Below are 24,129 nucleotides of genomic sequence, written 5' to 3' on the forward strand. Positions count from 1 at the left end.
GAAGGCGATAGTCTGGCGACCTCCGGGCGAGTCCGCTATGAGCATCCTCAACGTTCTGTTACGTCCTGACCAGCTCTTGGTCGCGGTCGATACCCTCGCGGAGGACGCCCGCACCGGAGCGCATTCGTCCGGCGCAAAGATGCTGCTTGTCCCGCAGTACAACTTGGTGTTGGCGGCACGCGGGTCCACTCAGTTCTTTCTTCGCATCTACGAGCTCGCGCTCCAGGCAAGCTTCCGGGCAGATTTCACAATGGAGCAGCTGACAAAGGAGCTCGGGCTTGTGATCGACAAGTTGTGGCCAAGCTATGAGAGAGCTGCTGCCGAGGCGAGTCTGCAAATGGACGCGTTGGGCACGGAGTTGGTGCTGGGCGGTTGGTCGCCAAAGAGCGGCCGGATGGTGGCTACTGCGTATGCCAAGAGCGACAGCTCTAGGCCAGCAATTGTGCAACCGCTGGAGGGTGGCTTAGCTTCGCCCGGAGAGCCTCTTGCCGGAAGGCCAGATAGCTTCGCTCCGGCTGATGTGCTCGCAGCTGGCAAGATCCAAGCGGCATGGCTTAATAAGCGGGTGGGGCGGCAGGTGGCCGGGGGGCGGCTTCTTGCTACGGTGCTTCGGGAAGGGCAGGTGGTGACCCAGGACTTAGGTCAGATCTAAGTCCTTGGGCGTGAGTCCTGCAAGTTCCTGGGTGGCAGGAAGCTCAACTCGTGGCACGTGAGCAGCGTCGTGTCGGCGTGAGGTTGTGGCTGGGCTGAATCTCGGCCAGGCCTGGGACGAGGTCAGCCAGCCCCGGCTGGCCGAAGTCGATCACGGGGAGCTGGACGAATCGGCCGCACATGGTGTCTCCTAGATGCGTATGGCTAGCACGTCGCCGGCCGCCTTGCAGTATGAGGTCTTTGTAATGGGAAAGGAGTCCGCAGCATCGACGCCCTCACACGTCCAACGTCTAATGGATAACATCGATGACGTAAGGTTGCTGGTGAAAACGCATGAGACGATAGCCGGAAAAGGCCCTGGACGAAAACGCGGTGTGGAGGTTTTAAACAAGAGCGCGATAGTATTTCTTGCCGCGGCTTGGGAGTCTTTTGTAGAGGATCTACTTGCCTATGCGTTACAGGCGCTTGTTGAAAAAGGAAATGACCATACGGTATTTCCTGAATATGTTCTGCAGAGCGTTGGAAGTAAGCACAATGGCATTAAGGCCTGGGCTCTTGCGGGTTCTGGGTGGCGTGACGTGATGAGCGACAACATGAAGGCTGTGTTGGCATCCACAACCGGATCTTTTAATACCCCGAAGGCTGGGAAGATCGACGAACTGTTTAAAAAGGTGTTGGGAATGGAGTCAGTGTCTGCTGCATGGAAATGGCACAGAACTGATTCGGCTGCCGCAATGTCCAGGCTCGATTCATATATCTCGCTTCGGGGTGACATCGCACACCGAGTGCAGGTGGAAAAATCTGTGCATAAGAGGACCGTGCTGGATTTTGCTGATTTGGTATTGCGACTTTCGACGCTTACTAACAATGCAGTATATGCGTACGTCGGTGAGCGGCTGGGGAGAGAGTGGTTTGACGGTGGTGTTGTCCTTGAGTTTGTGCCTCGTCCAAAGCCCAAGGCTAAGAGCGCGTCAACGGCTGTGGAGGAGGTCAAGGCTATTCTTAAAGAAGACGCTGGCTCTGTTTAACATCAGTGGATCAAGTGTCGACTCTGACGGTTTGACACCGTCCCGAAAAACACCGCTTCTAAGGTGGCGGCATTCTGCCGACCGGGATGTCCATTTTTTTCTGCTCGGTGAGACAGGGTCGACTGTAGCTCGGCTCTGCCCGAACGATTCAGCCAGGTCGCCGCCGTGTTCGCAGGATCTGCGACGGCCGGTCGTATTCTTCCGGCCATGCGTTCCTCCGACGGCTACCACGGCTTCCGCACCGCCCCGATCCCCTCTGGATGGGTCCAGACGGGTGAGCGCTGGGCGCTTTGGTACAACGGCCGGGAGACGGCCGGCGTCGAACCCGATGGCGGCCCTGGGGTGCGCCTATGGCTAGAAGGCCACAAGTTTTGGGAAGTAAAGGAAGTGCGCGCGGCCAACGTCCGGCAGGCGAAGCGGTACGCCGAGCGCTGGTGTGCGGCCAGGCTCTATCCCGATCTGCCCCTGCGCCAGGCGGTTGCCCGGCTGACCGACAGCACCCCGATCCAGCCCGAGCCGCCGCTGCCCGGCCTGCCGCCGACCCGCGAGCAGCAGCAACAGGCCCGACGCTTGGCTGAAGCTGGGACTGTGGAATTGGCGAGGATCAAGGAAGCGCTGGAGCCGCGCCGACCGCCGAAGGAGACCAAGCCCAGGGCGAGGGATCCGATGAAGGCGTGGGTCAAGGCAGGTAGAGAGCAGCTGTCCCGCGCTCGAATCTGATCCCCCGTTCAGGGGAGGCGGTCGACTCAAAATGCTTGCCACACTTGCCCTTTCACCAGAGAGAGCAATGATGAACGCTACCAATCGAAAGACCGCCAGCTTCGGAGTGCCGTGGGAATCGGCCTACGGGTACGTACAGGCCGTCCGCGTCAACAACACGATCTTCGTGTCCGGCCAGCTCTCGCACACGCCGCAGGGCGAGCTGGTTGCGCCGGCGGAGCTGGGGGCCGACGGCAAGCCCGCCAACTTCGACACCATGGAAGCCCAGATGAGGCGGACTTACGAGAACGCCCAGGTGCTGCTGGCAGAGCTGGGAGGGTCGCTCGCAGATGTGGTCGAGGAAACGCTGTTCGTAATCGACGTTCCGGCGGCCTTCGCGGCAAGTGGCAAGGTTCGGCCGGCCGTGTATGGCCAGCCGGTGCCGCAGGTGGCCAGCAACCTGATTGGAGTCTCGGCGCTGGCTTTCCCCGAGCAGCTGATCGAGATTGCCTTCCGGGCAGAAGTGCAGAGCTGAGGGCACGGGCAGGCTCAGCCCTGCCATGCGGTTACGCTCGGAAGAATTCCTTTAAGGCCTGGAGGGCAGAGCAGCGGCGCTGCGGCGCTTGAGCGCTCCAGAAAACTCCGGCATGGCTCCTTGCGACACAAGGGCTACGGCATGTCTGCTCCAGAAATCAGTTCAATGCTAGTCTTTGATTCGGTTCCAGAGTCAGGCAGACTTCTAAGCCTGCGCTCTCTTGCAGATAAAAAAATGCCCCCGCAGTTGCGGAGGCATTTTTTTTTAGGCTTCCAGCTCAATTGGTCGTTGAGCACTGCGTTTCTTCGCGGGACTCCTGGCCTTCGGTGCTCTTGATGATCGAAGTACAGACCACACCTGTCTGACTGCCCACGTTTCCAACTGAGCCTACGAACACAACCCCCAAATTTCCTACGTGCTGAACGAAGCTAGTAAAATCGTTTGGGTTGTTGAACGTGTATTCCCTGTAGCTGTTAGACCCACCTGTCACTTCAGTTTTCGTGGACGGAATGACGTTGCCGCTAGAGTCGCGAGTCTCGTTCTTCAGGCGTTCCCACTTCTTCGCAACGGGATCAAACACTAGTGTCGCGTAAGAGTTATCGCTCGCCACTAGCCTGATTGATATGTCGATCTTCGAAAAATCGAGAAGGCTGAACTTCAATGCCGACAGAAAATCCAACAGCGTCTGACCGTGAGCTTGCGGAGTGGTTCGCGCGTATTCCGAAAGTGCGAAGTCGGCCGATGGGTTGTTCACTACGTCGTACATCGAGCCTGGCAGTCCACTGGCCATTGCGATGATTTGCCCATTGACCACAAGCGCTACAGAAAAGTACTGCAGCTCAGTGGCCGGTACTGGGACCTCGGTAGCCGTCCCGTAGCTCGTGCCGTCAGGTATCTGATCCGGGATATCGCCCCCGCCAGCATCCACGGTCACGATGAACTTCTTCATGAAGTTGTCGGTCTGGTTGATGACGTACACCTCGTCGTAGGTGTACCCGTTTTGAGCGGCCTGCATGATGGCCCACTCCTGCATTTCCGGCCCGGAGCATCCGTCGCATCGCAGGGTGGTGGCTTGCGCTTCCGTTCCAAAGGCGCTGGCGGCGAGTAAACCCATAGCCGCTATGATCTTCGCAATCTTCATTCACTGCTCTCCCTAGTCTGTCTCCGCCAACTCCTGGCAGCCGGATGGCTGGGCGGATCGTGAATGTTTCATGAACTTTCCATGTTGTCAAAGGCGCATGTCCGCGGAGGAAGAGTTGCTGGATCTCGCGCATCGGCTATGTGCTTCCGCTCCTCGATTCAGCGCTGCCTGGGTGCTGGTCCTGGCCAATTCGGCACAGTGTTGGCACAGGCCATTCTGGAAGCATTGGTACATTTGGACTCGTCGCCCCCCTCCTAAGGGGAAGGTCGCCCGTTCGAATCGGGCCGGGGTCACCATCTGCTACAGCCGCATGGCAACCGCTCGCCGGACGGCAGCGGCAGGCAGTCCTCCCCAGACAGCCCAGCGCCGCCGCCGCGCAGGCCATGACGCGAATCCACGTGGGCGTGGCTGCCGGTCACGCACCCGATCAGTCGCGAAAACACCCGCTTCAGAGGGCGGGGCAACGGGAAACGCGCCGAGGCCTTTGAACACGCGAAACCGGGCTGGGCTGGGTGCGGCGGCACACGGGGCGTGATGGCGGCGCGTCTGGAATCTATTGCCCTATGGCAGATCCCAAATGCGGCCGCGCAGCGTGTAGGCCTGGCGCAGATGACGCACCATGAACGCCATGAGCCCCCAGCTTCGCCCCGTCCAGCCGTCGCACTACGCCATCGTGGCCAACTGGCCTGAATCAGCCGAGGCGACCCGGCGCTGGGCAGGCCCCGGTGTGCCGTTTCCCCTGCTGCCGGAACGGTTCGCGCAGGTGCTCGAAATCGGGTCGCGCCCAGGCTGGGCGCTGCTGGACGAGCAGGGTACCTGCGTTGGATTCGGCCAATACTGGATGACTGACGCCCGCACCGCACATCTGGGCCGCATCATCGTTTCCCCGCTGGCACGCGGGCGCGGCCTTGGCCGGCTGCTCATGCAGGCATTGAGTGCACAGGCCCTGGGCCAAGCGGATGTGCAGCAGCTCACCCTGCGCGTCTATCGTGACAACACGGCTGCCGTGGCGCTGTACCGGGACCTCGGTTTCCAGCAGGTTGAAGCGTTCTCGACCCCCGACCTTCTGTTCATGCAGCGCACCTCGGGCTGAACGCTGCTCCGGCGTGGCGGCCTTCAGGGCACACCATTGCCCGCAGGATGACACAAGCCGTTGGGGCGTCAGGGATGAGGGCCGTCGAGCGCTTGACCGGCCTTCCCTCAATCCTGCTTCAGCAGCTCCACCAGCTGGCGCAAACGATACGGCTTGGGCAGGAATTCCACCTGATCGGGCAGTGGCGGCAGCTGCGAGCGCGCGTATCCGGATGAGAGGATCATCCGCGCCTGCGGCTGTTCGCGCGCCACATGCTCGCTCAGCTCGATACCGGACATGCCGTTGGGCATGCTGACATCGCTGAACACCACGTCGAAGCGTGCGTCGCCTTTCAGCAACGCGGCAGCTTCATGGCCGTCGGCGGTGGTGGATACCTCGATGCCGAAATCGCGCAGCGCCATGCCGATCATCTCGCGCAGATCGTTCTGGTCCTCCACCATCAGTACGCGGATCGGTTCATCGGTCATCGGTTGCATCCTCTGTTGCGGGGAGTAGCAGGCTGACCGTGGTGCCGACACCGGGGGTGGTGGACACATCGACGAAGCCGCCGCTCTGGGTAGTGAATCCGAACACCTGGCTCAGGCCCAGGCCGCTGCCCTTGCCGATGTCCTTGGTGGTGAAGAAGGGCTCGCTGGCCCGCTCGGCGATGTCGGCGGCCATGCCGTGGCCTTCGTCGCAGACGCTGAGGGTGACATAGCCGCGTTGCAGCGTGGTGTCCGCATCCGGGTCGAGGCGATGTTCCAGTGCGGTGCCGATCAGGATGCGGCCGCCATCGGCGGTGGCCTCCACGGCATTGGCCACCAGGTTTGCCAGGGCGGTCTGCAATTGCATCGCATCGGTGCTCACCTGCGGCAGGCCGGGGGTGAGATGGGCATCCAGCGTCACCGTGGGCGGGCAGGCGCGTTGCAGGTCCGGCAGCCACTGCCGCACCAGCGTATTGATGTCCACCGGTTCGCGGATCAGGGTCTGGCCGGTGCTGAAGGCCAGCAGCTGGCGGGTCAGCAGCGCGCCACGGTCAGTGGCCGCCTGCGCGGCATCCAGCAGCTCGGCGGCGCGTGCATCGTCACCGCTGACGCGCAGCGACAACAGGTCCAGCGCGTTGCCGATGGTGGTCAGCAGGTTGTTGAACTCGTGCGACAGGCCGCGGCTGAGCCGGCCGACCGTTTCGAACTGCTGGGTATTGCGCAGCGCACGCTGGGCATCACGCAGCAGCCGTTGCGCCTGCCACTGCTCGGTGATGTCACGGGTGATCTTGACGAAGCCGAGCAGTTCGCCCGCTTCGACGACCGGCTCGATGACCACGCTGGCGCGGAACGACGAGCCATCACGGCGTACCCGCCAGCCCTCGCTGGCGACATGCCCTTGTTGCGCTGCGACGCGGAGCAGGCGCTGTGGTTCGCCAGCCTCGCGGTCGCTGGCCAGGTAGAAGCGGCTGAAGTGGCTTCCCACCACTTCGTCGGCTGAATAGCCTTTGATGCGTTCGGCGCCGGGGTTCCAGCTGCAGACGATGCCTTCAGGATCAAGCAGGTACAGCGCATGATCGCGCACGCTGTCGATCAGCAGTCGCAGTTGTCGGGAAGGGTCCGTCAGCACGGACGTCGTAGAGGCAGCTGCGTCCACGTGTAAATAAGTGTTACCCCTGTGAGGGACGTGAAGCTAGGCATTCAAGTGTGAAGGATGCGTGCACACCTCACACGTGCCATTTGTCCTGTGCGGCTGAATGCGACACGGAGTACCATCTTCCACCCTTTGCCTTCTGGAACCGACCTGCATGCGTCCTGGTGCGACTACGCGTGACCGCTGGATCTGGATGACGTCCGCTGTGCTGCTGGCCGCGACCATCGCGTTGGAACTGGTCGTCCCGCTCGGCTATGCCGTATGGCTGGCCTACTTCCTGGCTGTTGGCGTCACGGTGTTCCAGCGCAGCGCGCGGGCGCCGTTCGTGGTGGCCCTGCTGTCCTGCCTCCTGCTGGTCATCGGCTTCAACGTCGCGCCCGCCAGTTCCAACTCGGCGTTCTCCTTCGTCAACCGGACCATTGGCGGCTGTGCCTTCCTGATGATCGCACTGATCGTCTCGCGCGCGATCCAGGCCCGGCGCCAGGCAATGCGCGCGCTCTGGCTGCAGGAAGCCGAGAACGCGGTGGCGATGAGCCTTCGCGGTGACCTGGGGCCGGAACAGATCGCCGAGGCTGCAGCGACAAGCCTGGCCGCGCAGCTCGGCGCGGAGGTAGGTGCGGTCTACCGACTGGAAGGCGGGCGGTTGCAGCTGACCGGTGGCGTCGCCTTGCCTGCGGGAACGCCAGCGTCGCTGGCCCTTCACGAAGGGCTGGCCGGGCAGGTCGCTCGTGATGAACGCATCCGCCACCTGCACGGCGATGATGCCGCCGTGCTTGAACTGCAGACCAGCCTCGGCCGGTTGCCGGTGCGCGAGCGCATCCTGGCGCCGATCAGCAGCGATGGCGCGGTGGTCGGGGTCATCGAGCTGGGTCGCGCCAAGGTGGGCGAACTGCGTGATCTGGATCGCGAACTTCTGGAGCGCTGTGCGGAGACCGTCGGCATGGCGCTGCGCGCATCGCTGCTGCGTGCGCAACTGGTGGTGCTGCTGGAAGAGTCGCAGCGCCAGGGTGAAGAGCTGCAGGCCCAGCAGGAAGAGCTGCGCGTGGCCAACGAAGAACTGGAAGAGCAGAGCCGCAGCCTGCTCCAGTCGCAGAGCCACCTGGAAGAACAGCAGGCCGAGCTGGAACAGAGCAACGTGCAGCTGGAAGAGCGCACCCACGAGCTGGAGGCGCAGAAGCAGGCGCTGCTGGTGGCGCAGAGCCAGCTGGTGCGCAACAGCAACGAGCTGGCCGCGACCTCGCGCTACAAGTCCGAGTTCCTGGCCAACATGTCGCATGAGCTGCGCACGCCGCTGAACAGCTCGCTGATCCTGGCCAAGCTGCTGGCCGACAACAAGGATGGCACGCTCACCGAGGAGCAGGTGAAGTACGCGCGTGCGATCCTCTCGTCCAACAACGACCTGCTGGCGTTGATCAACGATATCCTGGACCTGTCGCGCATCGAGGCCGGCCACGTCGAACTGTCCGATGAAGTGGTGGTGGTCGAGAGCGCGCTGCAGCGCCTGCGCGAGACCTTCGAACCGATGGCGCGGCAGAAGGGCCTGGCGTTGCAGATCGAAGCCGACGCGCTGGCACCGACCCAGCTGGTGGTCGACAGCCAGCGGCTGCAGCAGATCCTGAAGAACCTGCTGGCCAACGCAGTGAAGTTCACCGAGCATGGAAAGGTCAGCCTGCACGTGCGTGCCGGCGGCAACGGCCGCATCCGGTTCGAGGTCTGCGACACCGGCATCGGCATTGCCCGCGAGCAGCTGGACGTCATCTTTGAAGCCTTCCGCCAGGCCGACGGCAGCACCCGCCGTCGCTACGGCGGTACCGGGCTGGGCCTGTCGATCTCGCGCGATCTGGCCGAGCGCATGGGCGGTGGCATCCAGGTCGACAGTGAGCCCGGACGCGGCAGCTGCTTCATCCTGGAGCTGCCGTTGCAGGGTGCGCCCGCCGCGAGCGCGGCTGACGCTGCCGAGGGTCCCTTGGCAGCGCCGCCGGCGGCACCGGCCGTGCTGCCAGCCGCGCCCGTGCGCGTTGCGAGCGCGGCAGCGCCGGTCACTGCGACGGCCGGCGTGGCCGACGACCGTGGTCGCCGGCAGCGCGCCGGTCGCCTGATCCTGGCGGTGGAGGACGATGCCACGTTCGCCGAAGCGCTGGTGGCCCTGGCCCATGAACTGGACTTCGATTGCGTGGTAGCGGGCACGGCGGAAGAGGCGCTGGCCCTGGCCAGCGAACTGCGCCCGAACGGCATCCTGCTCGATATCGGCCTGCCGGACGTGTCGGGGCTGAGCGTGCTGGAGCGCCTGAAGCGCAACCCGGATACCCGCCATATCCCGGTGCATGTGGTCTCGGCCACGGATCGCAGCCAGGTGGCGCGCGAGCTGGGCGCGATCGGGTTTGCGATCAAGCCGACCACGCGCGAGCGGCTGGTGACGGCCATCGAACAGCTGGAACAGACCAGCCAACGTGACGTGCGGCGGCTGCTGATCGTCGAGGACGACAGCGAGCTGCGCCGCAACCTGGAACTGCTGCTGGGCCGCGACCAGCTGCAGATCGTCGCGGTGGGCACCCTGGCCGGCGCACTGGAACAGCTCAGCACGGTCACGTTCGACTGCATGGTGATGGACCTGTCGCTGCCCGACGGCAGTGGCTACGACCTGCTCGAGCACATGGCCGGCAACGACGATGTCGGTTTCCCGCCGGTGATCGTCTACACCGGTCGCGCGCTCAGCCGCGAGGAAGAGCAGCGCCTGCGTCGCTATTCCAAGAGCATCATCATCAAGGGCGCACGTTCGCCCGAGCGCCTGCTGGACGAGGTGACCCTGTTCCTGCACAGCGTGGAGGCCAGCCTGCCGACCGACCAGCAGCGCCTGCTGCGCGAGGCGCGCCGTCGCGATACTGTGCTCGACGGTCGGACGGTGCTGCTGGCCGAGGACGACGTGCGCAACATCTTCGCACTGTCCAGTGTGCTTGAACCGCTGGGCGTGACCCTGGAGATCGCGCGCAATGGCCAGGAAGCGGTGGATCGCCTGGCCGAGCGCGAGGTCGACCTGGTGCTGATGGACATCATGATGCCGGAGAAGGATGGGCTGGCCGCAATGCGCGAGATCCGCGCGCAACGCCACCTGCAGGACCTGCCGATCATCGCGCTGACCGCCAAGGCCATGCCGGACGATCGTGAGCGCTGCCTGCAGGCCGGTGCCAACGACTACATCGCCAAGCCCATCGACGTCGACAAGCTGGTATCGCTGTGCCGGGTCTGGTGCTCGCGGCAATGAACGAGCAGGCCCTGTTCGACCTGGAGCTGAAGGTGCTGCTGGAAGCGTTGTACCAGCGCTACCACTACGATTTCCGCAGTTACGCGGTGTCGTCGCTGCGCCGACGGATCCGCCAGGCCATGCAGCGTTATGAGTGCGGGCGGCTGGCCGATCTGCAGCACCGCCTGCTGCACGAGCCGGACCTGTTCGCGCAGGCGATGCAGTTCTTCACCGTGCAGGTCTCGGAGATGTTCCGTGACCCGGCCTATTTCCGTGAGCTGCGCGAGCAGGTAGTGCCGGTACTGCGCACCTATCCGTCGGTGAAGCTGTGGGTGGCCGGTTGCAGCACGGGCGAAGAAGTCTGGTCGCTGGCGATCCTGTTGCACGAGGAAGGCCTGCTCGAGCGCAGCATCGTCTACGCCACCGACATCAATCCAGCGGCGCTGGCCACCGCGGAAGCCGGGGCCTATGGCATCGACCGGATGGCGCAGTTCAGCCGCAACTATCTGGCGGCCGGTGGCGCCGCGTCGCTGTCCGATTACTACGCCACGGCTTACGATGGCGCGGTGTTCGACCGGCAGCTGCGCCGCAACGTGGTGTTTGCCGACCACAGCCTGGCCACCGACACGGTGTTCTCCGAAGTACACCTGGTGTCGTGCCGCAACGTGCTGATCTATTTCAACCGCGACCTGCAGGACCGCGCGGTGGGCCTGTTCCGTGAAGCGCTGGTGCACCGCGGCTTCCTGGGCCTGGGCAGCAAGGAGTCGCTGCAGTTCGGGTGCCACCACGATGCGTTCGAGGTCTGTTCGCGCGAGCATCGCCTGTACCGGAAGGTGGCCTGATGGCCACGCCGACACCCCCGGCCGTACTGGTGATCGGGGCTTCGGCCGGTGGCGTCGCGGCCCTGCAGGCGGTGCTCGGCGCGCTGCCCGCGACGCTGCCGGTGCCGGTGCTGGCGGTGCTGCACCTGCCACGTGATCGCAGCAGCCGCATCGCCGAAGTGCTGGCACCGTACTGCGCGCTGCCGGTGCGCGAGGCCGAAGACAAGCAGCCGTTGCTGCGTGGCACGGTGACCTTCGCGCCGCCGGATTACCACCTGCTGGTGGAAGACGCCGGCTCGCTGGCGCTGTCGGTGGACGCGCCAGTGCTGTTCTCGCGCCCGGCCATCGATCCGCTGTTCGAATCGGCAGCGGCCGTATTCGGCGACCAGGTGCTGGCCCTGCTGCTGACCGGCGCCAGCAGCGATGGCAGTGAAGGGGTGGCCGCAGTGCGCGGCGCCGGTGGTCGAGCCTGGCTGCAATGTCCCGAGGAGGCCGAGGCATCGATGATGCCGGCCTCCGCCCTGCAGCACGCTGGTGCCGATGCCGTGCTGTCCCTTGAACTGATGTGTCGTCGCCTGAAGGAGCTGTTTGCATGAACCTGTTGCCGCCGGACCCTGCGCAGTCGCAGTCCCCGGTCAACCTGCTGATCGTCGACGACGTGCCGCAGAATCTGGTGGCCATGCAGGCGCTGTTGCAGCGCGAGGGCGTGAACCTGCTGCTGGCCGGTTCGGGCGCGGAGGCGCTGGAGCTGCTGCTGGAGCACGAGGTGGCGCTGGCGTTGCTCGATGTGCACATGCCCGAGATCGATGGCTTCACCCTGGCCGAACTGATGCGCGGCTCGCATCGCAGCCGCACGGTGCCGATCATCTTCCTGACCGCCTCGCCGGACGATCCGCTGCGTGCGTTCAAGGGCTACGAAACCGGTGCGGTGGATTTCCTGCACAAGCCGGTGGCACCACAGGTGATCCTGAGCAAGGTCAACGTCTTCATCGAGCTGTACCAGCAGCGCCAGCTGCTGAAGGCCCGCAACGAGGCGCTCGAGCGGGCGCTGAAGCTCAACGAGACGATGGCCGCCGTGTTGACCCACGACCTGCGCACGCCGCTGTCGGCGATCCTGTTGTGTGCCGACAAGCTGGCGCTGGAGCTTCCGGCGAACAACAGCAGCGCGCAGCATACACTGGCGCATCTGGAGGCCAGTACCCTGCGCATGGCGCGGATGGTCGAGCAGTTGCTGGACTTTTCGCGGATCCGCAGTGGTGGCCTGCGGCTGCAGGCTACCGCCTGCGACCTGCGTGAGGTCACCCGTGCGGTGATCGCCGAAGCGGGCAGTGCCCACGGTCAGGAGCGCATTCGTTTCGACGCCGTCGGCGACACGCGCCTGCAAGGCGACATGGACCGCCTGGGCCAGATCGCAGCAAACCTGGTGGGCAATGCGTTGACGCATGGCAGCGAGGCACACGTGCAGCTGGATGGCAACGATGCCCGCGCGGTGGTGCTGCGGGTGAGCAATGCCGGCCATATCGATGACGTGCTGTTGCCGCGCTTGTTCGAGCCGTTCAAGGCCAGTTTCCACCAGAGCAAGGGACTGGGGCTGGGCCTGTACATCGTGGATCAGTTCGTGCGCGCGCACGGCGGCCGGATCGCGGCGCGCAACGAGGCAGGCCAGGTCGTGTTCGAGGCCGTGCTGCCGCGGCGGTGGGACGGGGCGGGCGCCATCGAAACCTGAATTCTTCAGGGAACGGGCGGGCGTATTGAGACGGGCTCGTCCGCAACTGCTACCGTGCGTTCACACCCAGCCAAGGAAGCACCATGCCATTGCGCGCCATCGCCTACATCAGCCGGGCGCTGCCGGAGCTCTCCAGCCAACGCCTGCAGGCGCTGGTCGAAGACGCTGCGCGTTTCAACAAGATGGCGGGGGTGACCGGAGTGCTGCTGCACGATGGCAATCGTTTCCTGCAGTACATCGAGGGGCCGCCGGATGGCATCGACTCGGTGTATGAGCGCATTCTCCAGGCCGGCAGTCACATCGACATCATCGAGCTGGCGCGAGGCCGCCTCGGCCAGCGCCAGTTTCCCTACTGGTCGATGCGGGCGTTGCCGGTGGAGGCAGCGCTGCTGCGCCAGTTGTCATCCAGCGACTGGGCCGGTTTCAGCCGGGCGCTGGAGGGGGATCGCGCGGCGCCGACACCGGTCGACCTGCTGGACACGGTGGTGCAGCCGGCGCTGCATGCCGGCTGACATTCAACCTCACGCCCGGCCGCAGTAGGCAGCGTGCAGGGCCTGCAGCACACCCAGCGCAGGCCCTTCGACCACCCGATAGTGGATCGCCTGTGCCTCGCGCCGGGTTGCCACGATCTTCATCGCGCGCAGTACCGCCAGGTGCTGGGACAGCGCCGACGCGCTCAGCCCGGTAAGCGCCTGCAGCTCCGCTACTGCCGCCTCGCCTTCGACCAGGCGGCACAACACCCGCAGCCGGGCGGGGTGGGCCAGGCCTTTGAGCAGCGTGGCTGCCTCTGAAGCGTGTTCGGCCATGGCTGCGCCGTCGGGCAGGGACCGGACCATGTTGACTCCTTTGTTTAGGATGATCTAATTTAGAGTAGTCTAAATTAAGGAGCAATTCCATGTGCGGTGGCGAAGAGGGTGGGGCATGAACCTGCCCTGGGGTGCGGTCACCGGCGGCGCCTTGATCGGTGCCGCTGCGGTGCTGTTGCTGGCCAGCATCGGGCGCGTGGCGGGCATCAGCGGCATCGCTGCGGGCAGCCTGCGGGCAGCCGAAGGCGAGCGTGGCTGGCGCTGGGCATTCCTGGCCGGCCTGCTGGCATCGGCGGGGCTGGTGCTGTGGTGGCAGTCGGTGCCCGCGGCATCGCCACGCGCACTGCTGCGTGATGCATTGCCGGCCTGGCAGTTGGTCGGCGCCGGCCTGCTGGTCGGCTTCGGCACCCGCTTGGGCAGCGGCTGTACCAGTGGCCACGGCGTGTGTGGCCTGGCGCGCGGTTCGAAGCGATCGTCGCTGGCGGTGCTGCTATTCATGGCGTTCGCGATGCTGACGACCTTCCTGGCCCGGCACGGTGGAGCCCTGGCATGAGTCGTCCGAGGGCTGCTGCCGCTGTAGCGGGTGCGCTGTTCGGCGCAGGCCTGGCCCTTTCCGGCATGACCGATGCGCGTCGCGTGCTCGGCTTCCTTGATGTCACCGGGGATTTCGATCCCACCCTGCTATGGGTGCTGGGGTCGGCGCTGCTGGTCAGTGCGGCCGGCCAGCGCTGGGCGCTGCGGCGCGCGCGGCCGTGGTTCGCGATGCGCTTCCAGTTGCCCACCGCGCGCGATGTCGATACGCGTCTACTGCTGGGTGCCGCACTGTTCGGTATCGGCTGGGGATGGGCCGGCTACTGCCCGGGCCCGGCCATCGCGGGGCTGGCGGCGGCATCGCGCGAGGCGCTGTGGTTCGTGCCTGCCATGGTCCTGGGCTTCTGGGCGCACGATCGGTTCGTGCGCTGAGGCTTCACTCCGGTGTCACCCTGGATCGGATCAGATCATGCATCACGGGGAAAGGAGCGTAGTGCATGGCACGGATGAACTGGAAAGGAAAGGTGATGCTGGCCGTGGCGTTGGCGTCCGCGACCACGCCGGCGCTGGCCTGCACGCGCGCGGTGTACCTGGGCGACAACGGGGACGTGATTACCGCACGTTCGATGGACTGGAAGGTCGACGTCGCGACCAACCTCTATGTGCTGCCGCGTGGCATCGCGCGTACCGGGCTGGCCGGCCCGAAGTCGTTGGCGTGGACCGCGCGCTACGGCAGCGTGGTGGCCACCGGCTACGACGTGTCGACCACCGACGGCATGAACGAAAAGGGCCTGGTGGCCAACCTGCTGTGGCTGGTCGAATCGGAGTATCCGCAGAAGCGTGGCAACAAGCCGGGCCTGGCGATTTCGCTGTGGGCGCAGTATGTGCTGGACAATTTCGCTACCGTTGAAGAGGCGGTCACCGCGTTGAAGCGCGAGCCGTACTCGATCGTCACCGACAAGGTGCCCGGCGAAGACCGCCAGGCGACGCTGCACCTGTCGCTGTCCGATGCCAGCGGCGACAGCGCGATCGTCGAATACATCGGCGGTCGGCAGGTGATCCATCATGACCGGCGCTACCAGGTGATGACCAACTCGCCGATCTTCGAGCACCAGCTGGCGTTGAACAGCTATTGGCAGCAGATCGGTGGCACGGTGATGCTGCCCGGCACCAACCGTTCCGCCGACCGCTTCGCCCGCGCCTCGTTCTACATCAATGCCATTCCCAAGGCCGAAGACCCGGTGATGGCGTTGGCCAGCGTGTTCAGCGTGATCCGCAATGCATCGGTGCCGTATGGCATCACCACGCCAGGCGAGCCGAATATTTCTTCCACGCGCTGGCGCACCGTAGCCGACCACAAGCGGCGGTTGTACTTTTTCGAGTCGGCGTTGACCCCGAACACCTTCTGGGTTGATCTGAACAAGGTCGACTTCGGCGGCCAGGTCCTCAAGCTGGACCTCGGCAAGGACCAGCGCAATACCTTTGCCGGCGATGCGCTGGGCCAGTTCGTACCCAGCGCACCGTTCACCTTCCTCGGCGTCGACGGTTAGTTCGACGCCTGGCTGGAAGCCGGATAGACCGCCTGGATCGTGCAGCCGCCGTGGGTGTACTGCGGCAGCGGCGCCAGTGCATCGTTGCGCAGGTCACCCTTCTCGAATCCGGCGGTAAGGATGCGATCGCCCGGATTGCCACAGATCAGGCCGTTCTGCATGCCGGAGTGGAAGCTCAGCTGTGGCGCACGGTCGAGCTGGCGGCAGTGGCTGCCAAGCTCCACGCGATAGTAGCGGTGACCACCATTGCGATGCGGATTGGTCTCCACCAGCATGCCCTGCGGGTCGGACGACCACGCGCGCACGTTGCGCGTGGCAAAGCAGTACGACGGCGAACCACCGAAACTGCGGCGGATGTCCCTGCGCTCGCGGATGGTCAGGGCGGGCAGGGTGGCCATGCGCAGGCGGTCGCTGTCGCGGGCCACGTTGGCGTAGTCGCGATCCTGCACGGGGGTCACCGCGCTGATCGCGCAGGTGCGGCCATCGACCACCACACGCTCGCTGGGGCGACCGCAGGCCCAGCCAGCGGGCGCCTCAAGTTTCAGCGTGGTGGCACCGCGGACGCCGGGGCACTCCTCGCTGAAGTCGATCCGATAAGCCTGGCCCGAGGCGGCTCGCAGGGCGATTGAACGCGGTGACGCCTGCTCCACTTCCTGGACGCCGACCGCGTCCATGCAATGCGGCGCCGGTGGGGTACGTTCCTGCGCGGAGGCCGGGGCGGTGAGCGCCAGGCCGAGGCTGGTGGCAAGCACCAGGGACAGCTGCTGATGGGTCATGACCTGCACTCCCTGCGTTGGATGACGGACCGACTATAGCAGCGGTTTGCACGGCCGTTGTTACACGCGCACACTGCCCGGATGGGCGCCATCTTCCATCTGCGGCACTACGGGCAGGCCACCGGCCTGGACCGCCATGACTACGCGCAGTGGGTTCTGCCGCTGCAGGGCGAGCTGCAGTTCGAGATGGAAGGGCGCGGCGGTCGGCTGGACCTGCTGCAGGGGGCATTTGTTGCTGCCGGCGAAGCGCATGACCAGATGGCGGACGGCCCCAATGGTTTCGTGATCGTTGATTGTCCTCCAGGCGTGCTGGATGACGGCACGCAGGAGCATCTGTGCCGGCAGCGCTGGCTGCATCTGCCGCTGGCGTTGCGCCGGCGCCTGGCCGACGTGCAGACAGGGCAGCCGATGCCGGCGCTGCTGCCGCAGCTGCTGCAGGTGTTTGCACCGGCGGGCAGTGGCGCGCGCATGCAGGGCCTGTGTGCGGCGGTCCAGGCCGATCCCGGCCGGGCCTGGCCGGTTGCCCGGATGGCCGGATTTGTCGGTGTCAGCGAGAGCCGGTTGCACGCATTGTTCCAGCGCGAGTTCGGGCTGAGCCCGCAGGCCTGGCTCAGCGCGTGCCGGCTGCGCTGGGCCAAGCACCAGCTTCGCACCAGTACGGCGCCGATCAGCGATATCGCGCTGGCCGCAGGCTATTCCGAGCAGAGCGCACTGACTCGTGCGCTGCGCCGCGAGTGTGGCCAGACCCCGGCTGCGTGGCGCAGGAGCGCCGGCTGATCTATAGAGCCGAGCCCACGCTCGGCTGCCCCTATCTGCACAGCGGCCAATCGCAGCCGAGCAGTGGCTCGGCTCTACAGAGATGACAAGGCAATAGCCTGGGTCAAGAGCCCCTACCGGCCAGCGCTTACACTGCGCGGCCCGTTCTCTCCCCCGAAGAACCCGAATGCGCAACAACCCGATGGCCCTGGGCATCGCCAATGGCGTTGCCGCCGGCGCACTGTGGGGCGTGGTTTTCCTCGCGCCCGCCGTGCTGCAGTCGTTCAACGCCCTGCAACTGTCGGCCGGTCGCTATCTGGTCTACGGCCTGATCGCCGTAGCCCTGCTGCTGCCGCGATGGAAGCGGCTGGCGCCGCGGCTGGGCCGTGCCGAATGGATCGGCCTGCTGTGGCTGAGCCTGGCAGGCAACCTGGTCTATTTCCTGCTGCTGGCCGTGGCGGTGCAGTGGGCTGGTGGCGCTGCAGCCTCCTTGATTGTCGGCCTGATCCCGGTGGTGGTCACCCTCGTTGGCGTGCGCGAGCAGGGGGCGGTGCCGCTGAGGCAGCTGCTGCCGGCGCTGGGCCTGTGCGTGCTCGGCGTGGGACTGGTTGGCTGGGAAGCGCTGATGTCCGAGCACCTGGCCACCCCGTGGCGGCAGCGCCTGATCGGCCTGCTGTGCGCGTTCGGCGCGCTGTTCTCGTGGGCGTTGTACTCGATCGGCAACAGCCGCTGGCTGGCGCGCCGACCGGATCTGTCCAGCCACGACTGGTCGCTGCTGACCGGCGTGACGACTGGCGGCCTGGCCCTGCTGCTGGTGCCGATGGCCTTCATCGGTCACACCGGCAGCCATTCGGCGGCGCAGTGGAGTGGGTTCTGGGCGATCAGCGCCGGTGTGGCAGTGGTGGCCTCGATCCTCGGCAACGCATTCTGGAACCGCGCCAGCCGCCTGCTGCCGCTGACCCTGACTGGCCAGATGATCGTGTTCGAAACGCTGTTCGCACTGCTGTATGCCTTCGCCTGGCAACAGCGTTGGCCGTCGCTGCTGGAAGCGCTGGCGATCGTGTTGCTGATGGCCGGCGTGATGCTGTGCGCGCATGCCCATCGCACGCCGCGGGCGATCGCCGAACATGCCGGCTGAATCCGGTCGACAAGCGTGCTGATGCGCGCTTGGTCTCAGTTGCAACCAAATGTACGCACGTTAGCCGATGATCGCCGCAATGGTTTTTTGCATCGCAGCACTTGACAGCGGGCCGGCGCACAGTGTTTTCTGTGCGTCATGGTTCTTGATGCCGCCCACGCCAGCCTGATCGCCCCCGCCACTGCGGGCCGTTCGACTGCGCCGGTCGCCACCACCACCATTACCACCACCACCGTCACCACTGCCCTGGTGCGGCCCGTCGTCTTCGTGTAACTCCCGAGAACCACGGCCCCGCACCATACAGGTGGCGGGGAAACTCGACACCTGCATGCGACGGGGCCTCCTGCCGAGGTCTGCATGTCTTCCCACGCCCCCGCCCATCCCGTTGCCCCGGCCGATCTGGCTGCGCCGTCCACTGTCGTGCACAAGTTCGGCGGCACCTCGGTGGCCGATGCCGAACGCTATCGCCATGTTGCCGGCCTGCTGCTGGCCCGCCCCGAACCGCTGCAGGTCACTGTCGTCTCGGCGATGAAGGGCGTCACTGACGCGCTGATTGATCTGGCGCAGCTGGCGGCCAAGGGCGACGAAGGTTGGCGCGAGGCGTGGCATGCCCTGCGCGCGCGCCATCGCGGCGCCGCCGTGGCGCTGCTGGGCGAGCAGGTCGGCGAGACGGTCGAATGGATCGACGCCCGCTTCGATCAGCTGGCCGAAGTGCTGGCGGCGCTGGCGGTGATCGGCGAGCTGCCGCGCGAAGTGCTCGACCGTGTGCAGGGCCTGGGCGAAGTGTTTTCCGCACAGCTGCTCGGCAGCCACCTGCGTGCCCTGGGCGAAGACTGTGCGGTACTCGATGCACGCGACGTGCTGGTGGTCGGGCATGGCGAACTGGGTGTGGATGTCGACTGGGAGTCCAGCGCGGACCGCCTGGCCAAGTGGCGCCTGCGGCATCCGCAGATGCGCCTGGTCGCCACCGGTTTCGTTGCCCGTGACCGCCATGACCGCATCACCACGCTAGGCCGCAACGGCAGCGACTATTCCGGCGCGATCTTCGCCGCGTTGTTCAATGCCGATGAACTGCACATCTGGACCGACGTCGACGGCGTGCTGTCGGCCGACCCGCGGCTGGTGCCCGAGGCGGTGCAGCTGGAGTCACTGAGCTACGACGAGGCCTGCGAGCTGGCTTATTTCGGCGCCAAGGTGGTGCACCCGCAGACGATGTCGCCGGCCATCCGCCTCGGCCTGCCGATCTTCATCCGCAATACCTTCCAGCCGGCGCATCCGGGGACGCGCATCAGCGCCGAGCGCTCGCCGCGCGGGCCGGTGAAGGGCCTGACCCTGAGCCCCGGCTTGGCCCTGTTGAACCTGGAGGGCACCGGCCTGATCGGCGTGCCCGGTACCGCCGAGCGCGTGTTCGCGGCGCTGCGCCAGGCGCAGGTGTCGGTGGTGATGATCTCGCAGGGTTCGTCAGAGCATTCGATCTGCTGCGTGGTTCGCGCCGCCGAAGCGGCGCGTGGCCGTGAGGCACTGCTGCATGCGTTCGCGCATGAACTGTCGGTAGGGCAGGTGCAGCGCGTGCAGGTCAGCGAGGGCGTCAGCGTGCTGGCGGCAGTGGGCGACGGCATGGCCGGCCAGCCCGGTGTGGCGGCGCGCCTGTTCGAGGCGCTGGGACGCGCGCAGGTGAACATCCTGGCGATCGCGCAGGGCTCGTCGGAGCGCAATATTTCTGTGGCGGTGGACAGTGCCGATGCCACCCGCGCATTGCGGGCCGCACATGCGGGCTTCTGGCTGTCGCCGCAGACGTTCGCGGTCGGTGTGATCGGGCCGGGCAACGTCGGCGCGGCACTGCTGGACCAGCTGCTGGCGGCCCGCCCGCAGCTGCTGGCCAAGGCCAATGTGGATCTTCGCCTGCGCGCGCTGGCCTCGCGTTCGCGCATGCGGCTGGAAGTGGATGGCCTGCACGCCGATTGGCGGGAGGCCTTGCAGGACGCCGGCGAGTCCAGCGATCTGGATCGCTTCACCGAACACCTGCTGGCCGCGCACCTGCCGCATGCGGTGGTGATCGACTGCAGTGGCAGCGCCGAGGTGGCCGAGCGCTACGAGGGCTGGCTGGCAGCCGGCATCCACGTGGTGACCCCGAACAAGCAAGCCGGTGCTGGCCCACTGCCGCGCTACCAGCGCATCCGCGCTGCTGCGGCGGCCAGTGGTGCGCGCTTCCGCTACGAAGCCACGGTGGGCGCGGGCCTGCCGGTGATCACCACGCTGCGTGATCTGGTGGATACGGGCGACGAGGTGCTGGCGATCGAAGGCATCTTCTCCGGCACGCTGGCCTGGCTGTTCAACCGCTTCGATGGCAGCCAGCCGTTCTCGCAGCTGGTCGCGCAGGCGCGGTCGATGGGCTACACCGAGCCGGACCCGCGTGACGATCTTTCGGGCGTGGACGTGGCGCGCAAGCTGGTGATCCTCGCCCGCGAGGCCGGCCACGCGCTCAGCCTGGAACAGGTACAGGTGGAAAGCCTGGTGCCGGCGCTGCTGCGCGACGGCAGCGTGGATGACTTCATGGCGCGGCTGGGCGAGTCCGATGCCAGCCTGTTGCAGCGGTTGCAGGACGCGCGGGCGCGTGGCGCGGTGCTGCGCTACGTGGCACAGCTGGGCGCTGACGGTGCCTCGGTGGGCCTGCAGGAACTGCCCGCCGACCACGCCTTCGCCAACCTTCGGTTGACCGACAACGTGGTGCAATTCCGTACCCGTCGCTACTGCGACAACCCGTTGGTGGTGCAGGGTCCGGGTGCGGGTCCGGAGGTGACGGCAGCGGGTGTGTTCGCCGACCTGCTGCGGGTAGCCGCTGGCGAGGGGGCACGCCTGTGATCGCACGTGCATTTGCGCCCGCCACGGTGGCCAATGTGGCGGTGGGCTTCGATATTCTGGGGCATGCCATCGCAGGCGTTGGCGATACGGTGAGCGTGCGGTGTATCGATGAGCCGGTGGTGCGCATCGAGGCCATCCGTGGCAGTGCGGTCGAACTTCCGCTGGATGCGGCCGGAAACACCGCAGGTGCGGCGTTGATGTCGCTGCGCGCAGGGCTGGGCCTGGACTTCGGCTTCGCGGTGGAGATCGACAAGGGCATTCCATTCGGCTCCGGCATGGGCGGCTCAGCAGCGTCGTGCGTCGCTGCGCTGGTTGCTGCCAACGCATTGCTGGATGCGCCACTCGCGCGCGAGGCGCTGTACCCGTTTGCGCTGGATGGCGAGGCCGTGGCCAGTGGGGGCCGCCATGGTGACAACGTGGGGCCGCTGCTGCTCGGCGGGCTGGCGCTGTGTACGGCCGACCGCCTGCTGCCAATTCCTGTGCCGGCGGCCTGGCACAGCCTGCTGGTGCATCCGCACGCGGTGCTGGAAACACGCCGTGCGCGCCAGGTGCTGCAGGGCAGCTACGCGCTGGGTGAATTCGTGGCACAGAGTGCGAACCTCGCGCTGGTACTCAGTGGTTGCCATCGTAGTGATGCGGCGCTGGTGCGGGCTGGATTGCGCGATGTGCTGGTCGAACCACGGCGGGCCGGCCTGATTGCAGGTTTCGAAGCAGCCCGCGATGCGGCGCTGTCGGCCCATGCAATGGGTGCGGGCATCTCCGGTGCCGGACCCAGCGTGTTCGCCTGGTTCGAGGACGCCGACCAGGCCCGCGCCGCTGCCGCACCGGTGCAGGCAGCATTTGCCGCCGCCGGTTTCGACAGCGATGCCTGGGTGTCGCCGCTGGATGCACCGGGAGCCCGCTTGTGCTGAATCCTTCCCCTTTACTGGATACCCAACCTATGCAATTTGTTTCGACCCGCGGCCAGTCCCCGGCCGTCGGCCTCAGTGCGGCGATCGCTGCAGGATTGGCGCCCGATGGTGGGCTGTATGTTCCGCAGGTGCTGCCGGCGCCACGTGAGCTGCAGGCCGGCGCAACGCTGGCCGATACCGCCGCCGATCTGCTGGCACCGTTCTTCGCAGGTGATGCTCTGGAGGCAGCGCTGCCTTCGATCTGCCGCGAGGCGTTCGACTTCCCGGTGCCACTGCGTGCACTCGGCGACGGTGACCATGTGCTGGAGCTGTTCCATGGGCCGACGGCGGCGTTCAAGGATATCGGTGCGCGCTTCCTGGCCGGTACGCTGTCGCGGCTGCAGGACGGCAAGGACCGTGATCTGACCATCGTCGTCGCCACCTCCGGCGATACCGGCGCCGCCGTTGCCGCGGCCTTCCATCGCCAGCCCGGCGTACGCGTGGTGGTGCTGTATCCGGATGGCCGCGTGTCACCGCGGCAGGCGCATCAGCTCGGTTGTTTCGGCGACAACATCCAGGCGCTGCGCGTGGCCGGCGCCTTCGACGATTGCCAGGCGATGGTCAAGCAGGCACTGGCTGACCGCGAACTGCAGGCGCAGGTGCCGCTGAGTTCGGCCAACAGCATCAGCCTCGGCCGCCTGCTGCCGCAGATGAGTTATTACGCGCATGCGGCGTTGTCCCATTACGCGACGCATCGTCGCCGGCTCAACCTGGTGGTGCCGACCGGCAACCTTGGCAATGCGATGGCGGCCGTGCTGGCGCGCGCGCTGGGCGTTCCGATCGGGCAGATCGTGCTGGCCACCAATGCCAATGCGGTACTGCCGGCGTACTTCAACGGTGGCGACTACCAGCCGCAGGCCAGTGTGGCCACGGTTGCCAACGCAATGGATGTGGGGGCGCCAAGCAACTTCGAACGCCTGCGCTGGCTCTATCACGGTGATGATGCCGAGCTGCGCGCTGCCTTCCGCGCGTTCTCGGTAGATGACGTGACCATCCGCGCGACGATTGCGGCGGCGCACGCCAGCAACGGCGAACTGTTCTGCCCGCATACGGCCACAGCGGTGAAGGTGCTGCAGGACCTGCGCGCGCGTGGTGCCAAGGGTGACTGGGCGGTGGTGGCTACCGCCCATCCGGCCAAGTTCGAGGCTGTGGTCGAACCGTTGATCGGCGAACCTGTGGCCGTGCCGCCTGCATTGGATGCGTTGTTGCAGCGGCCGGCGCACGCCGAACCGTTGGCCGCCGATTACGCGGCGTTGCGTGAGGTGTTGGCTCCCATGTAGACCCGAGCCATGCTCGGCTGCTGTTCGCGCACGGCGCGATGAGTCGAGCATGGCTCGACTCTACAATGCCCTTCGCGCAACACGGGTAGTGCCGGCCGCTGGCCGGCAACCCAGCCAACCGCGATGCGGTCAGATCAACCCTTCACCGGCCAGCGTGCGCAGCCCGTCCTCGTCGAGGATCTCCACCACGTTCAGGTGGGGCAGGGCAATCAGCCCCTGCTGGCGCAGCTTGGTGAAGGTGCGGCTGACCGTTTCCATGGTCAGGCCCAGGTGGTCGGCGATATCGCCACGCCCCATCGGCAGCGATACGCGCAGGCCGTCACCACCGAGCCTGGCCTCGCGCGCGGCCAGGCGCAGCAGGAAATCAGCCAGCTTCTCTGCCGGCTGCAGGCGTGCCAGCGCCAGTGCAGCGTCCTGCGCGGCATCCAGTTCCTGGCAGGCACGCTGCAGCAGCTTGCGCTCCAGGTGCGGGAAGCGGCTGCGCAGCGCCTTCATCTGCGGCAACGCGACGCGGCATACGCGGCTGTCGGCGATGGCTTCGATGTCGTAGCGGTGATGGTCGCTGCCACTCAGTCCGAGGTAGTCGCCGGGAAGCACGAAACCGTTGATCTGGCGGCGGCCGTCGGCCAGGGTGCGTACCAGTCGCAGTGCGCCAGCGGTCAATGTATAGACATGGTCGCGCTCTTCACCCGTGCGTGCCAGCGTGCTGCCCATGCTGACCTGCTGTGACACGGTGACCTGTTCCAGTGCCTGCACTTCATCGGGTGACAGCGCCGAGCACACCGCAAGGTGGCGAACCGAGCAGTGCAGGCAGTCCAGCGTGGTGCAGGACGGCGCGGCGGGATCGTTGGTGGCGGGCGGAGCGCCGGAAGGCCGTGACATGGTGCGGGGGCGTATCGCGGGCGGGGAGGGCCTTATGATACTTCAA

Annotated in this window: 25 protein-coding genes; 18 read left to right on the forward strand and 7 right to left on the reverse strand. The window is 66.0% G+C overall.

Annotated elements, in window-relative coordinates; genetic code table 11:
* The first annotated feature begins 37 nt into the window (after positions 1-37).
* The 4 genes from AC5P8J_RS14920 (at position 38) to AC5P8J_RS14935 (ending at position 2,913) form a co-directional block, all read left to right on the forward strand.
* Positions 38-652 carry a hypothetical protein gene (locus AC5P8J_RS14920; protein WP_495216934.1) on the forward strand — a complete coding sequence of 205 codons (615 nt, stop codon included), beginning with the start codon at positions 38-40 and terminating at the stop codon, positions 650-652.
* Between the two features lie 292 nt (positions 653-944).
* On the forward strand, positions 945-1,679 hold the full coding sequence (locus tag AC5P8J_RS14925; RefSeq protein ID WP_478427239.1) for a HEPN domain-containing protein: 735 nt from the start codon (positions 945-947) through the stop codon (positions 1,677-1,679).
* 207 nt (positions 1,680-1,886) lie between these two features.
* On the forward strand, positions 1,887-2,399 hold the full coding sequence (locus AC5P8J_RS14930; RefSeq protein ID WP_495216935.1) for a hypothetical protein: 513 nt from the start codon (positions 1,887-1,889) through the stop codon (positions 2,397-2,399).
* Positions 2,400-2,469: 70 nt separating this feature from the next.
* A complete protein-coding gene (locus tag AC5P8J_RS14935) occupies positions 2,470-2,913 on the forward strand; it encodes a RidA family protein (RefSeq protein WP_251102351.1) in 444 nt (147 codons plus the stop codon).
* Between the two features lie 277 nt (positions 2,914-3,190).
* Here AC5P8J_RS14935 and AC5P8J_RS14940 read toward each other — a convergent pair whose 3' ends face one another.
* Entirely contained in the window at positions 3,191-4,054 is an 864-nt protein-coding gene (locus AC5P8J_RS14940; protein WP_495216936.1) for a hypothetical protein, read from the reverse strand.
* Positions 4,055-4,682: 628 nt separating this feature from the next.
* Between AC5P8J_RS14940 and AC5P8J_RS14945 the strand changes: the two genes are divergently transcribed.
* On the forward strand, positions 4,683-5,147 hold the full coding sequence (locus tag AC5P8J_RS14945) for a GNAT family N-acetyltransferase (protein ID WP_032953541.1): 465 nt from the start codon (positions 4,683-4,685) through the stop codon (positions 5,145-5,147).
* Positions 5,148-5,254: 107 nt separating this feature from the next.
* Here the strand turns inward: AC5P8J_RS14945 and AC5P8J_RS14950 are convergent, their stop codons facing one another.
* Together AC5P8J_RS14950 and AC5P8J_RS14955 are read right to left on the reverse strand one after the other, a co-directional pair.
* A complete protein-coding gene (locus AC5P8J_RS14950) occupies positions 5,255-5,614 on the reverse strand; it encodes a response regulator (RefSeq protein ID WP_021202849.1) in 360 nt (119 codons plus the stop codon).
* Positions 5,604-6,767, reverse strand: coding sequence for a two-component system sensor histidine kinase NtrB (locus tag AC5P8J_RS14955; RefSeq protein ID WP_457894825.1), 1,164 nt, complete (start codon positions 6,765-6,767; stop codon positions 5,604-5,606). Before AC5P8J_RS14955 ends, AC5P8J_RS14950 begins: the two co-directional genes overlap by 11 nt.
* 151 nt (positions 6,768-6,918) lie before the next feature.
* Here AC5P8J_RS14955 and AC5P8J_RS14960 point away from each other — a divergent pair, with 151 nt between their 5' ends.
* From AC5P8J_RS14960 to AC5P8J_RS14980, 5 genes are all read left to right on the forward strand, one after another.
* Positions 6,919-10,026 (forward strand): response regulator, encoded by a 3,108-nt coding sequence (locus tag AC5P8J_RS14960; protein ID WP_171952066.1) that lies wholly within the window; start codon positions 6,919-6,921, stop codon positions 10,024-10,026.
* Positions 10,023-10,847, forward strand: coding sequence for a CheR family methyltransferase (locus AC5P8J_RS14965; protein WP_019661396.1), 825 nt, complete (start codon positions 10,023-10,025; stop codon positions 10,845-10,847). Before AC5P8J_RS14960 ends, AC5P8J_RS14965 begins: the two co-directional genes overlap by 4 nt.
* The gene (locus tag AC5P8J_RS14970; RefSeq protein ID WP_111103713.1) at positions 10,847-11,422 is read left to right on the forward strand and encodes a chemotaxis protein CheB; all 576 of its coding nucleotides are present in this window, start codon (positions 10,847-10,849) and stop codon (positions 11,420-11,422) included. The genes AC5P8J_RS14965 and AC5P8J_RS14970 overlap by 1 nt, the downstream gene beginning before the upstream one ends.
* Complete coding sequence (locus tag AC5P8J_RS14975) at positions 11,419-12,552, forward strand: hybrid sensor histidine kinase/response regulator (RefSeq protein WP_188249768.1); 1,134 nt, start codon at positions 11,419-11,421, stop codon at positions 12,550-12,552. Before AC5P8J_RS14970 ends, AC5P8J_RS14975 begins: the two co-directional genes overlap by 4 nt.
* Before the next feature lie 83 nt (positions 12,553-12,635).
* Entirely contained in the window at positions 12,636-13,064 is a 429-nt protein-coding gene (locus AC5P8J_RS14980; protein ID WP_019661399.1) for a BLUF domain-containing protein, read from the forward strand.
* A gap of 9 nt (positions 13,065-13,073) precedes the next feature.
* Here the strand turns inward: AC5P8J_RS14980 and AC5P8J_RS14985 are convergent, their stop codons facing one another.
* The gene (locus tag AC5P8J_RS14985; protein WP_019661400.1) at positions 13,074-13,388 is read right to left on the reverse strand and encodes an ArsR/SmtB family transcription factor; all 315 of its coding nucleotides are present in this window, start codon (positions 13,386-13,388) and stop codon (positions 13,074-13,076) included.
* An 85-nt stretch (positions 13,389-13,473) separates the two neighbouring features.
* Here AC5P8J_RS14985 and AC5P8J_RS14990 point away from each other — a divergent pair, with 85 nt between their 5' ends.
* The 3 genes from AC5P8J_RS14990 (at position 13,474) to AC5P8J_RS15000 (ending at position 15,439) form a co-directional block, all read left to right on the forward strand.
* The gene (locus tag AC5P8J_RS14990; protein ID WP_019661401.1) at positions 13,474-13,911 is read left to right on the forward strand and encodes a YeeE/YedE family protein; all 438 of its coding nucleotides are present in this window, start codon (positions 13,474-13,476) and stop codon (positions 13,909-13,911) included.
* Positions 13,908-14,321 carry a DUF6691 family protein gene (locus AC5P8J_RS14995; protein WP_019661402.1) on the forward strand — a complete coding sequence of 138 codons (414 nt, stop codon included), beginning with the start codon at positions 13,908-13,910 and terminating at the stop codon, positions 14,319-14,321. Before AC5P8J_RS14990 ends, AC5P8J_RS14995 begins: the two co-directional genes overlap by 4 nt.
* 65 nt (positions 14,322-14,386) lie before the next feature.
* Positions 14,387-15,439 (forward strand): linear amide C-N hydrolase, encoded by a 1,053-nt coding sequence (locus tag AC5P8J_RS15000; protein ID WP_058982689.1) that lies wholly within the window; start codon positions 14,387-14,389, stop codon positions 15,437-15,439.
* Here the strand turns inward: AC5P8J_RS15000 and AC5P8J_RS15005 are convergent.
* Positions 15,436-16,215, reverse strand: coding sequence for a DUF6491 family protein (locus tag AC5P8J_RS15005; protein ID WP_021202844.1), 780 nt, complete (start codon positions 16,213-16,215; stop codon positions 15,436-15,438). The two genes, AC5P8J_RS15000 and AC5P8J_RS15005, sit on opposite strands and share 4 nt — an antisense overlap.
* Before the next feature lie 81 nt (positions 16,216-16,296).
* Here AC5P8J_RS15005 and AC5P8J_RS15010 point away from each other — a divergent pair, with 81 nt between their 5' ends.
* Complete coding sequence (locus tag AC5P8J_RS15010; protein WP_180877147.1) at positions 16,297-16,992, forward strand: helix-turn-helix transcriptional regulator; 696 nt, start codon at positions 16,297-16,299, stop codon at positions 16,990-16,992.
* 166 nt (positions 16,993-17,158) lie between these two features.
* Positions 17,159-18,109 carry a DMT family transporter gene (locus AC5P8J_RS15015; RefSeq protein WP_188249766.1) on the forward strand — a complete coding sequence of 317 codons (951 nt, stop codon included), beginning with the start codon at positions 17,159-17,161 and terminating at the stop codon, positions 18,107-18,109.
* Positions 18,110-18,169: 60 nt separating this feature from the next.
* On the opposite strand, the gene AC5P8J_RS15020 is transcribed toward AC5P8J_RS15015, so the two are convergent.
* Positions 18,170-18,439, reverse strand: a complete 270-nt coding sequence (locus AC5P8J_RS15020) for a hypothetical protein (RefSeq protein WP_494540104.1) — start codon at positions 18,437-18,439, stop codon at positions 18,170-18,172.
* Between the two features lie 27 nt (positions 18,440-18,466).
* Here AC5P8J_RS15020 and thrA point away from each other — a divergent pair, with 27 nt between their 5' ends.
* The 3 genes from thrA to thrC are packed head-to-tail and all read left to right on the forward strand — an operon-like array spanning position 18,467 to position 23,201.
* Positions 18,467-20,971: a bifunctional aspartate kinase/homoserine dehydrogenase I gene (thrA, locus tag AC5P8J_RS15025; protein ID WP_134735656.1), complete on the forward strand. Its 2,505-nt coding sequence runs from the start codon at positions 18,467-18,469 to the stop codon at positions 20,969-20,971.
* Entirely contained in the window at positions 20,968-21,882 is a 915-nt protein-coding gene (locus AC5P8J_RS15030; protein WP_227853983.1) for a homoserine kinase, read from the forward strand. The genes thrA and AC5P8J_RS15030 overlap by 4 nt, the downstream gene beginning before the upstream one ends.
* Before the next feature lie 29 nt (positions 21,883-21,911).
* Entirely contained in the window at positions 21,912-23,201 is a 1,290-nt protein-coding gene (gene thrC, locus AC5P8J_RS15035) for a threonine synthase (RefSeq protein ID WP_021202838.1), read from the forward strand.
* 129 nt (positions 23,202-23,330) lie between these two features.
* Here the strand turns inward: thrC and AC5P8J_RS15040 are convergent, their stop codons facing one another.
* Entirely contained in the window at positions 23,331-24,083 is a 753-nt protein-coding gene (locus AC5P8J_RS15040) for a Crp/Fnr family transcriptional regulator (protein WP_021202837.1), read from the reverse strand.
* Positions 24,084-24,129: the final 46 nt, after the last annotated feature.

The organism is Stenotrophomonas sp. YJH_SMC_37, assembly GCF_059370035.1.